The sequence below is a fragment of the Cellulomonas sp. PS-H5 genome (assembly GCF_019265565.1).
In the GTDB taxonomy this organism is placed as follows: domain Bacteria; phylum Actinomycetota; class Actinomycetes; order Actinomycetales; family Cellulomonadaceae; genus Cellulomonas.
Map to the genome: position 1 here is coordinate 1 of NZ_JAHVCI010000088.1, position 11,521 is coordinate 11,521.

Genomic DNA, 11,521 nt, shown 5'->3' on the forward strand with positions numbered 1-11,521 from the left:
CGTCGAGGCCGTGGCCCCCGCGCCCGTCGCTGCGCCGGCACCGGCCGCCGCCCCGGCGCCCGTCCCGGCACCGGCCCCGGCCGCCGCCGCGCCCGCCGCCCCGACCGAGGAGCTCGGCTCGCTCCGCGGCGGCGCCGCCGACGCGTCGATCCGCGTGGACGTCGACCTGCTCGACGCCCTCATGCGCCAGGTCGGCGAGCTGGTCCTGGCCCGCAACCAGATCAGCCGCCTCGCGACGGGCACCGACGACGTCGACCTCGCCCGCTCCGCGCAGCGCCTGAACCTCATCGCCGGCGAGCTGCAGGAGGGGGTCATGAAGACCCGCATGCAGCCCATCGAGCACCTGTGGTCGAAGATGCCGCGCATGGTGCGCGACGTCGCGGCCGCCTGCCACCGCGAGGTGCAGCTGGAGCTGTCCGGCGGTGACACCGAGCTCGACCGCAGCCTGCTGGAGGCCGTGAAGGACCCGCTGACGCACCTGGTGCGCAACGCGGTCGACCACGGCATCGAGGCCTCGGCGGACCGCGTCGCCGCGGGCAAGGCGCCGAAGGGCGTCCTGGGCCTGCGCGCGTACCACGCGTCCGGCCAGGTCGTCGTGGAGGTCGCCGACGACGGCCGGGGCATCGACCCGGAGAAGATCGGCGCCAAGGCGGTCCAGAAGGGCCTGCGCACGGCCGACCAGGTCGCGTCGATGGGCCAGGCCGACCTGCTGCAGCTGCTGTTCCTGCCGGGCTTCTCGACGGCCGAGGTCGTGTCCAACGTGTCCGGCCGCGGCGTCGGCATGGACGTCGTCCGCACCAAGATCGAGTCGATCGGCGGCGCGGTCGAGGTCGACTCGGTCGTGGGCCGCGGCACGACGTGGCGGCTGCGCATCCCGCTGACGCTGGCGATCATGCCGGCGCTGACGGTGGAGTGCAGCGGCGACCTGTACGCGATCCCGCAGGTGAACCTGCTGGAGCTGGTGGCGCTCGACTCGCAGCGCTCGGAGTCCGGCATCGAGCACATCCACGAGGCGGCCGTGTACCGGCTGCGCGGGGAGCTGCTGCCGCTGGTGTCGCTCTCGGAGGTCCTCGAGGTCGGCGGCGAGCGCCCGGAGAACGCGGTCATCGCCGTCGTCCAGTCGGACCAGCAGCGGTTCGGCCTCCTGGTCGACCGGGTGCTGAACACCGAGGAGATCGTGGTCAAGCCGCTGTCCGCCCGCCTCAAGGCGATCGGCGCGTACTCCGGCGCGACCGTCCTGGGCGACGGCCATGTCGCGCTGATCCTGGACGTGCAGGCCATCGCCCGCCGCGCCCTGGCCGGCGAGCTCGACGTCGCCGCCCGGGACGCGCACGACAACGCCGCGGCGAACGCGATCCGCGACACCCAGCAGGTGCTGGTCGTCGGGATCGGCGGCGGCCGTCAGGTCGCCATGCCGCTCGCGTCGGTCGCCCGCCTGGAGCACGTGCAGGCCGACCAGGTCGAGTACGTCGGCGGCCGGGAGGTCGTGCAGTACCGCGGGACGATCCTGCCGCTGGCCCGCCTCGACCGGATCCTCGGTGCCTACGGGTCCGAGGAGTCGTCCGAGCTGCTGCTGGTCGTCTACAGCCGCGCGGGCCGCAGCGTCGGCCTCGTGGTCCGGGAGATCGTGGACATCGTCGACGACGACTCGGCCCGGCACTCCGACATCGAGGACGCCGGCCTGGTCGGCTCCACGGTGCTCGGCGACAAGGTCACGGAGCTGCTGGACGTGCGCCGCGCGATCCTCGCCGCGGACGCGGCGTTCTACGACGAGCGGCCCGAGCACCGCTCCACGTACGACGACCTCCCGACGCAGGTCGGCGGGTCCGAGCTGGTGGGAGCCACCCGATGAGCCAGTACGTCACGTTCAGCCTCGGCGGGAGCCTGTACGGGGTCGACGTCACCCGGGTCCAGGAGGCGCTGCGCTCGCACGTCCGCACCCGCGTGCCGCTGTCCCCGCCGGCCGTCGCCGGTCTGGTGAACCTCCGCGGCCAGGTCGTCCTCACGGTCGACCTGCGCCCCCGCCTCGGCCTGGAGCCGCTCGGCGAGGACGCGGAGCCGATGATGGTCGTCGTGCAGGTGGCGGGGGAGCCCGTGAGCCTGCTGGTCGACGAGATCGGCGACGTCATGGAGGTGGGCCCCGAGACGTTCGAGGCCCCGCCGGAGACGCTCGACGCCGCGCTGCGCCCGCTGATCCTCGGGGCGCACAAGCTCGACGGCCGGCTGCTGCTGGTCCTCGACGTCGACCAGGCCACCGCGGCCTGACCGACGACGCACGGCCCTGCCGGGCACACAGCACGCGTGCCCGGCAGGGCCGTCGTGCTGCCCGGCCGCCCCGCCTACGGTCTCCCGCCGCGCCCACGACGGTCGCCGTGGGTGCGGCCGGGAACGGTAGGCGGGGCGGCGCGGGCCCGTCCGCGTCCCCCGGCCCGCGCGGCTTCACCCGGGACGATGGTCATGCAGGTCAGGGCGCTGCCGATGGGGTGGGCGACCCGGCGACGCGCCCGGCCCGTGCGCAGTCGCGCGGGTCGCGTCGCCCCGCACGCGCCTGGAGCGTCCATGTCCCGAACCGCCACCGCCCCGTCCCGCGCCCGCGGGCTGCGGCTGTCCATCGCCGGCAAGGTGCTCGGCCTGCTCGCCGCCGCCGGCCTCGTGGCCGTGCTCGTCGTCGTCGCGGCGGCGACCAGCCTCGTGCAGCTGCGCGACGAGGTCGCCAAGGAGGGCGCGTACGTCGCCCAGCTCGGCCAGGTCAGCGACCTGCAGCGGGCGCTCCAGGCGGGCCGCGCGCGGATGGTCGAGTACCCGGCGGCGGCGCCGGACGTCCGCGCGGACCTGCGCGACCAGCTCGCGGAGTACGTGACGAAGATCCAGGACCAGCAGGCCGCGTACGACGACCTCGCGGTGAACGACCAGGCGTGGTCCGACTTCGACTCGGGCTGGAACGAGATGGTCCGCCTGGCGCAGGACGAGCTGTTCCCGATGGCCGACGAGGGCGACGTGACCGGCGCGGCGGCGTTCTACCGCGCCGAGATCCTGCCGCAGACGACGATCGCCGCGGACGCGATCGCGCTGGAGAACCAGTCGGTGGCCGAGGTCGCCGACGCGAGCACCGACGAGGCGTCCGCCCTGGTGACCCGCACCCTCGTCACGGTGGTCGTGCTGCTGGTCGTGGGCCTGGCGCTCGTGCTGGCGACCGGGTTCGTCGTGTCGCGGCGGCTCGCGCAGGGCGCCGGCCAGGTGCGGCACGCGCTCGAGGCGATGGCCGAGGGCGACCTCACCGTCCGCGCCGACGTGCGCACCGCCGACGAGCTGGGCGACATGGCCCGCTCGCTCGCCACCGCCCAGGGGAGCCTGCGCGGCGTGGTGTCCGGCGTCGTCGAGACGGCGCAGACCGTCGCCGCGGCGGCCGAGGAGCTGTCGGCCGCGTCGACCCAGGTCGTGGCGGGCTCGGACGAGACCAGCGCGCAGGCGGGCGTCGTCGCGGCGGCCGCGGAGCAGGTGTCGCGGAACGTGCAGACCGTGGCGGCGGGCGCCGAGCAGATGGGCGCCTCGATCCGGGAGATCGCGCAGAACGCCTCGCAGGCGGCGAAGGTCGCCGGCCAGGCCACCGACGCCGCGGCGGTCACCAACGACCAGGTCGCCCGCCTGGGCACGTCGTCCCAGGAGATCGGGAACGTGGTGAAGGTGATCACCTCGATCGCGGAGCAGACCAACCTGCTCGCGCTGAACGCCACCATCGAGGCGGCGCGGGCCGGTGAGGCGGGCAAGGGGTTCGCGGTCGTGGCCGGCGAGGTCAAGGAGCTCGCGCAGGAGACCGCGAAGGCGACCGAGGACATCGCGCGCCGGGTCGAGGCCATCCAGGCCGACACCAGCGGCGCGGTCGGGGCGATCGGCGAGATCTCGCACATCATCGCGTCGATCAACGACTACCAGCTGACGATCGCGTCGGCGGTCGAGGAGCAGACGGCGACGACCACGGAGATGTCGCGGTCGGTCGCCGAGGCCGCGACAGGCTCGGGCGAGATCGCCACCAACATCACCGGGGTGGCGTCCGCCGCGACGCAGTCCTCCCAGACCCTCAACCAGATGGGCGACTCGATCGGCGAGCTCGCCCGGCTGTCCGAGGACCTGCGCGGACGCGTGGCCCGCTTCACCTACTGAGCCCTCGCGCCCCCGACCCGGCCGCGGCACCCCCGACGAGGGGGCGCCGCGGCCGGCGGTGGTTCAGGCGGGCTTCGCCCCGGGTTCACCCCGGGCCGGGGCTCACGCGCGACCCCCGCCGGACGATCGGAGGCGCAGCAGGGGACAACGCCCAGTTCTGAGGAGCCACCATGAGCGTCACCACGACGTCGAGGAAGCCGTCGACGGCCGCCCTCGACCGCGTGCCCACGCCGCGCGGCCCGGGCGGGTCCGTGCCCGCACGCACCGCCGGCGCGCCGGCCTCGCCCGGTCGCCGCACCGGCCGCACCGCGGCCCTGTTCGTCGACCGGGGGGTCCGCACCAAGATCCTGCTGCTGCTGGCCCTCGTGGTCGCGGTGGTCGCAGGCACGGGCGTCTTCGCCTCCGTGCGCATGAGCGCCCTGGCGGGCGAGACCGGGACCGTGCAGGGCGTGGCCTCCGACGTCATCGCGCCGCTGGCCCTGGTGCACCAGGAGGAGATCAAGGCGCGCATGGTCATCGCCGAGGCGGGCGCGGGCGAGTCGACGACCGAGGCCGACCAGCAGGAGGCCCTGGACGAGATCGCCGCGACGGACGCGGACCTGCAGGCCGCGGCGGACGCGTTCGAGGAGGGCCTCGGCGGCATCGAGGTGCCGGGGTGGGCCGACTTCCAGGCCGCGTGGGCGCAGTACCGGCAGATCCGGGACGAGCAGCTGGTGCCGGCGGCGTTCGCCGGTGACGACGCCGCGTTCGACGCCGTCAACGAGGGCGAGGCCCGGACCGCGGTCGACGCGATGATCGCCGGTCTCGACGCCGCCGAGAAGAGCGCGGACGACTTCCTGCGGCAGACCGCGGACAGCGCCTCGGCCCAGGCCACCTCCGGCGCCCGGGTGCTGCTGTTCGTGCTGTCGGCCGGCGTGCTGCTGGTCGGCGCGGTCGGCCTGGTAATCGCCCAGGTGATCCGGCGCCAGGTGACCGAGGTCCAGCGTGCGGTCGAGGCGATGGCCGACGGCGACCTCACGGTCGTCCCCGCCGTCGACTCCGCGGACGAGCTCGGCCAGATGGCCCGGGCCGTGACCCGCGCCCAGGAGAACCTCCGCGCCACGGTGTCGGGCGTGGTCGAGACGGCCCAGACGGTCGCCGCCGCGGCCGAGGAGCTGTCCGCCGCGTCCCACCAGGTGGTCGCCGGCTCGGACGAGACCTCCGCGCAGGCGGGCGTCGTCGCCGCGGCGGCCGAGCAGGTGTCCCGCAACGTGCAGACCGTCGCCGCGGGCGCCGAGCAGATGGGTGCCTCGATCCGGGAGATCGCGCAGAACTCCACCCAGGCCGCGCGGATCGCCGGCCAGGCCACCGACGTCGCCAGGACGACCAACGACCAGGTCGCGCGCCTGGGCGTGTCCAGCCAGGAGATCGGCAACGTCGTCAAGGTCATCACGACCATCGCGGAGCAGACCAACCTGCTGGCGCTGAACGCGACGATCGAGGCGGCCCGGGCGGGGGAGGCCGGCAAGGGCTTCGCCGTCGTCGCCGGCGAGGTCAAGGAGCTCGCGCAGGAGACCGCCAAGGCCACGGAGGACATCGCCCGCCGGGTCGAGGCCATCCAGGGCGACACCACCGGCGCGGTCGCCGCGATCAGCGAGATCTCCCAGATCATCGCGTCGATCAACGACTACCAGCTGACGATCGCCAGCGCGGTCGAGGAGCAGACGGCGACCACCAACGAGATGTCCCGGTCCGTCGCCGAGGCGGCCACCGGCTCGGGGGAGATCGCCACCAACATCACCGGGGTCGCCGCCGCGGCCGCGGAGTCCTCGCAGACGCTCAACCAGATGGGCGGCTCGATCGGCGAGCTGGCCCGGATGTCCGAGGACCTGCGCGCCCGCGTGGCGGGCTTCCGCTACTGAGCCGGGCGCGCGGCCCCGCGCCGCGCTCCGCCCCGCGCCCCGCGCCGAGCGAGTAGTCGACACGTCGAGCGAGCAGCCACCGTCTGCTCGCTCGACGTGTCGGTTGCCCTCTCGGCGTGGGGCGGCGCATTCCACCCGCTCGCTGAGCGGCAGAACCGCTCGCGCGCCCGCCGTCGCGGCCGATGGAGAGGACGAAGGTCCCCCTCTCGACGAAGGAACGACAGATGAGCGTGCAGCACGACGGCTCCCCGCGCCGGCTCTGGGCCGACCGCCCGGTGCTGGTCAAGATCCTCACCGCGGTGCTCGTGATGGTGGCGATGACCGCGGTCGTGACCGCCGTGGCGATCGGCTCGCTGCGCACGCTCCGCGCCGACGCCGCCGAGATGTACACGGGCAACGTCACGCCGCTGCAGCAGCTCACCGAGATCCAGCGCTCGTTCCAGGGCGACCGCGCCCGGGTGATCCAGTACGGCATCGCCGACGCGGAGACCCGCGCGACCCTGACCGACGAGCTCACCGAGCGCCAGGCCGACCTGGCCGCCCAGATCGAGGCCTACCGGGAGAACGCCGTCAGCCAGGACGACGTCGACACGATGGTCGCGGCCTTGGACGCCTACTACGCCGCCGCCGAGGACACCCTGTTCCCGATGGCGGACGAGGGCGACACCGAGGGGTTCGGCACGTACTTCAACGACACCGTCCGCCCGCTGACCACCGGCGTCATGGACGCGATGCAGGTCGAGACCACCTCGCAGGGGGAGCAGGCGGCGGCTCTGGCCGAGCAGACGGACGCCCTGGGCGCCCGCTCGGTGTGGATCACGATCCTGGTCGCGCTGGTCGGCGCGGTCGCCGCGACCGCGCTGGCCTGGGTGGTCGCCCGCGGCATCGTCCGCCGGATCGGCGGCGTCTCGCACGCCCTGGCGGCGGCCGGCGACGGCGACCTGACGGTGCCGTCGGGCGTCACCGGGCGGGACGAGATCGGCACCCTCGCGGTCGACCTCGAGCGCACGCAGACCAGCCTCCGCGGCCTCGTGTCGGGCGTCGTCGAGACCGCCCAGACGGTCGCCGCGGCCGCCGAGGAGCTGTCCGTGGCCTCGCACCAGGTCGTCGCCGGCTCCGACGAGACCTCGGCCCAGGCCGGTGTCGTCGCGGCCGCCGCCGAGCAGGTGTCCCGCAACGTGCAGACCGTCGCGGCCGGCGCCGAGGAGATGGGCGCCTCCATCCGCGAGATCGCACAGAACGCGTCGCAGGCGGCCAAGGTCGCCGGCCAGGCCACCGACGTCGCGGCCGCCACGAACGACCAGGTCACCCGGCTCGGCGAGTCCAGCCAGGAGATCGGCAACGTCGTCAAGGCCATCACCAGCATCGCCGAGCAGACCAACCTGCTGGCGCTGAACGCCACCATCGAGGCGGCCCGCGCGGGTGAGGCGGGCAAGGGCTTCGCCGTCGTCGCCGGCGAGGTGAAGGAGCTGGCCCAGGAGACCGCCAAGGCGACCGAGGACATCGTCCGCCGCGTCGAGGCGATCCAGGCCGACACCGGGGCCGCCGTGACCGCGATCGGCGAGATCAGCCACATCATCGCGAGCATCAACGACTACCAGCTGACCATCGCGTCGGCCGTCGAGGAGCAGACCGCGACCACCACGGAGATGTCCCGCTCGGTGGCCGAGGCCGCGACGGGCTCGGGGGAGATCGCCACCAACATCACCGGCGTCGCGTCGGCGACCGCGACCTCGTCGCAGACGCTCGGCCAGATGGGCGACTCGATCGGCGAGCTCGCGCGCATGTCCGAGGACCTGCGCGGCCGGGTGGCCCGCTTCACGTACTGAGCGGCCCGCCCGCGGCGAGCGGCCCGCCCGCGGCGAGCGGCGCGGCCCGGCCGGACCGGTCCCCGCCGAGTGCACATCCGACACGTCGAGTGCCTACCCACTGGGTAGGCACTCGACGTGTCTCCTACCCACTCGCGGAAGAGGTGCGGCGCCGCGGGACGCGCCGGCCGGCCCCGCCGCCGCGCGTTCACCCCCCGTTTCCCCCGCGGGAGCGCTCACATCCGCCTGATCCCGGTCGATCCAGGGGGCACGGCGGCGCCAGGGGGCGCCCACGCCGGATCGGACGAGGGAGTCGAGATGAGGCACGGGAAGCGTCGCCGTGCGGGGAATGCGCTCGCCGCGTCCCTCGCCCTGGCGGCGGTGGTGACGGTCGCGGGCTGCGGGTCCGTGGGCGCCGGGGGGAGCGCGGACGCGCGCCCGCTGGTCGGCGTGGCGATGCCCACGACGACGTCGGAGCGGTGGATCGCGGACGGTGAGAACGTCCAGGACCAGCTGCAGGCGCTCGGCTACGACGTCGACCTGGAGTACGCCGAGAACGACGTGCCCACCCAGGTGCAGCAGCTCGAGGACATGATCGCGGCCGGCGCGGACGCGCTGGTGATCGGCTCCATCGACGGCGTCGCGCTCAAGGACGTCCTGGCGGAGGCGGCCGCGGCGGACATCCCGGTGATCGCCTACGACCGGCTGATCCGCGAGTCCCCCGACGTCGCGTACTACGCCACGTTCGACAACGCCCGGGTCGGCGTCCTGCAGGCGACGCAGCTGCTCCAGGGCCTCGGCGTCCTGGACGCGGGCGGCGAGCCCACCGGCGCGACCGGCCCCTACAACGTGGAGCTGTTCGCCGGGTCGACCGACGACAACAACGCCTCGGTGTTCTACAGCGGCGCGATGCAGGTGCTGCAGCCGTACCTCGACTCCGGGGTGCTGGTCGTCCCGTCCGGCGAGACCGACTTCCAGACGATCGCCACCGCGGCGTGGGACCCGAAGAACGCCACCGCCCGGATGCAGACCCTGCTCCCGCGGTACGCGGACCGGCGGCTCGACGGCGTGCTGTCGCCGTACGACGGCATCTCGATCGCGATCCTCGACGCCGTCAAGGGCATCGGCTACGGCTCGGCCGACCAGCCGCTGCCGGTCGTGACCGGCCAGGACGCCGAGCTGGCCTCCGCCAAGTCGATCGCGGCGGGCGAGCAGTACGGCACGGTCTACAAGGACACCCGCCAGCTCGCGGAGGTCGCCGTCTCGATGGTGCGCGCGCTGCTGGACGGCGCCGAGCCCGAGACCAACGACAACGCCTCGTACGACAACGGCGTGAAGGTCGTCCCGTCGTACCTGCTGTCGCCGCAGGTGGTCACGTCGCAGAACTACCGCCAGGTCCTCGTGGACGGCGGCTACTACTCGCCGGAGGAGCTGGGCTGATGCGCACCACCGACCACACCCCGGCCGGCTCCCCGGCCGCCACCCGGCGCAGCCGCGCGTCCTGGTTCTGGGACCGCCCGATCGCGCTCAAGATCTCCGTCTCGCTGCTCGTCCTGGGCGGCACGTTCGCCCTCGTCGGCGGCGTCGGCGCCGTGGCGCTGTACCGCGCGGGCCAGCACCTGGAGGAGATGTCCGGGCTGACCGGCGACCTGCAGTCGGCGATGTCCGAGCTGCGCACCGCCCAGGCCCGCAGCCACCTGCTGGTGCACCGCGCCGCCGAGGCGACCGACGACTCGGTGAAGGCGCAGCTGCTCGAGTCGTCCGCGTGGAACGACCGCGACGTCGCCGCGCAGATCGACGCCATCGACGCCTACCCGCAGTCCGACACCCGGCAGTGGGCCGACTTCGTGACCCGCTGGGACGCGTGGACCGCCTACCGCGACGGCACGCTGCTGCCGTTCGTCCAGGCGGGGGACCTGCCCGGCCTGCGCACCGCGCTCGCGGCCGACGCCTCGGCGGACCCCGACTGGGCGGGTCGGGCGCTGGCGCTGGCGCAGGGCCAGGTCGACGCCCAGGTGGACCAGATCCTCGCCGACAGCCGCGCGGAGGTGGACCGGACGATCGTCGCGCTGGTCGCCGCGTTCGTCGTCGGCGCGGCCCTGTCCGGGCTGCTGGCGGTGCTGGTCATCCGCCGGATCACCCGGGCGGTGCGCAGCGTGCAGGGCTCGCTCGAGGCGATGGCCGAGGGCGACCTGACCGTGACCACGGCGGTGCCGTGGCGGGACGAGACCGGCCGGATGGCCGAGGCGCTCGACCAGGCGCAGGAGTCGCTGCGCACGACGCTCGCGGGCGTGGTGGAGGCTGCCGGCTCGGTGGAGACCACCGCCGCCAGCCTCACCGCGTCGAACGGCGACGTGGTCGCGGGCTCCCAGGAGACCTCGGCCCAGGCGGGCGTGGTCGCCGCGGCGGCCGAGCAGGTGTCCCGCAACGTGCAGGCGGTCGCCGCCGGCGCGGAGCAGATGGGCGCCAGCATCCGGGAGATCGCGCAGAACGCCTCGCACGCCGCCAAGGTGGCCAGCCAGGCGACCGACGTCGCCGCCGCGACCAACGACCAGGTCGCCCGCCTGGGCGTGTCCAGCCAGGAGATCGGCAACGTCGTCAAGGTCATCACGAGCATCGCCGAGCAGACCAACCTGCTGGCGCTGAACGCGACGATCGAGGCGGCCCGGGCCGGGGAGGCCGGCAAGGGCTTCGCCGTCGTCGCGGGCGAGGTCAAGGAGCTCGCCCAGGAGACCGCCAAGGCCACGGAGGACATCGCCCGCCGGGTCGAGGCCATCCAGAACGACACCACCGCGGCCGTCACGGCGATCAGCGAGATCTCCCAGATCATCGCGTCGATCAACGACTACCAGCTGACGATCGCGAGCGCCGTGGAGGAGCAGACGGCCACCACGACCGAGATGTCGCGGTCCGTCGCCGAGGCCGCCACGGGGTCGGGTGAGATCGCCAGCAACATCACCGGCGTCGCGGGCGCCGCGGCGCGCTCCGCGGACGTCCTGGGCGGGGTGTCCTCGCAGGTCAGGGACCTCGCGTCGCTGTCCGCCGACCTGCACGAGCGGGTCGCGCGTTTCACCTACTGACGGCGCCCACCGGGCCGCCCCGGCGGCTCAGGAACCGGCCGCACCGACCGATCAGAACCACGAACCCGGCCGGTGCGGCCGGTCCGCATGTGAGGGGAACGACGTGACCAGGATCCGTGTGCTGGTGGTCGACGACTCGGTCGTCGTCCGCCGGCTGGTGACGGACTCGCTCTCGCGCGACCCCGACATCGAGGTGGTGGGCTTCGCCTCCAACGGGCGCATCGCGCTCGCGAAGGTCGACCAGCTGGCCCCCGACCTCGTCACCATGGACATCGAGATGCCGGAGATGAACGGCATCGAGGCGGTGCGCGCGCTGCGCCGCAACCGGCACACCATGCCGATCATCATGTTCTCCACGCTCACCGAGCGCGGGGCGTCCGCCACCCTGGACGCCCTCGTCGCCGGCGCGACGGACTACGTGACCAAGCCCGCGAACGTCGGCAGCGTCCAGGAGTCGCTGGACCGGGTCGCGAGCGAGCTCATCCCCAAGATCAAGGCGCTCGTGCCGCACCGGGCGGGGGCCGCAGGGGCGCTCCCGCCCGCGGGCGGCCCGGCCGCCGGCGCGGCACCG

Annotated in this window: 8 protein-coding genes; all 8 read left to right on the plus strand. The window is 74.2% G+C overall.

What is annotated here, in order from left to right:
* Nucleotides 1–1,852, plus strand: a 1,852-nt coding sequence (locus tag J5O08_RS19510) for a chemotaxis protein CheA (protein WP_218708569.1), incomplete at its 5' end; no start/stop codon positions are given.
* Nucleotides 1,849–2,265, plus strand: coding sequence for a chemotaxis protein CheW (locus tag J5O08_RS19515; RefSeq protein ID WP_147795556.1), 417 nt, complete (start codon nt 1,849–1,851; stop codon nt 2,263–2,265). The genes J5O08_RS19510 and J5O08_RS19515, both read left to right, overlap by 4 nt.
* A 294-nt stretch (nt 2,266–2,559) precedes the next feature.
* Nucleotides 2,560–4,161 (plus strand): methyl-accepting chemotaxis protein, encoded by a 1,602-nt coding sequence (locus tag J5O08_RS19520; protein WP_218708570.1) that lies wholly within the window; start codon nt 2,560–2,562, stop codon nt 4,159–4,161.
* 170 nt (nt 4,162–4,331) lie between these two features.
* On the plus strand, nt 4,332–6,062 hold the full coding sequence (locus J5O08_RS19525) for a methyl-accepting chemotaxis protein (RefSeq protein ID WP_218708571.1): 1,731 nt from the start codon (nt 4,332–4,334) through the stop codon (nt 6,060–6,062).
* 224 nt (nt 6,063–6,286) lie between these two features.
* Entirely contained in the window at nt 6,287–7,891 is a 1,605-nt protein-coding gene (locus J5O08_RS19530; RefSeq protein ID WP_218708572.1) for a methyl-accepting chemotaxis protein, read from the plus strand.
* Nucleotides 7,892–8,188: 297 nt separating this feature from the next.
* Nucleotides 8,189–9,310 carry a multiple monosaccharide ABC transporter substrate-binding protein gene (gene chvE, locus J5O08_RS19535; protein ID WP_218708573.1) on the plus strand — a complete coding sequence of 374 codons (1,122 nt, stop codon included), beginning with the start codon at nt 8,189–8,191 and terminating at the stop codon, nt 9,308–9,310.
* Entirely contained in the window at nt 9,310–10,950 is a 1,641-nt protein-coding gene (locus tag J5O08_RS19540; protein ID WP_218708575.1) for a methyl-accepting chemotaxis protein, read from the plus strand. Before chvE ends, J5O08_RS19540 begins: the two co-directional genes overlap by 1 nt.
* 103 nt (nt 10,951–11,053) lie before the next feature.
* Nucleotides 11,054–11,521 (plus strand): response regulator (locus J5O08_RS19545; RefSeq protein WP_218708577.1); only part of this gene is annotated, 468 nt, incomplete at its 3' end.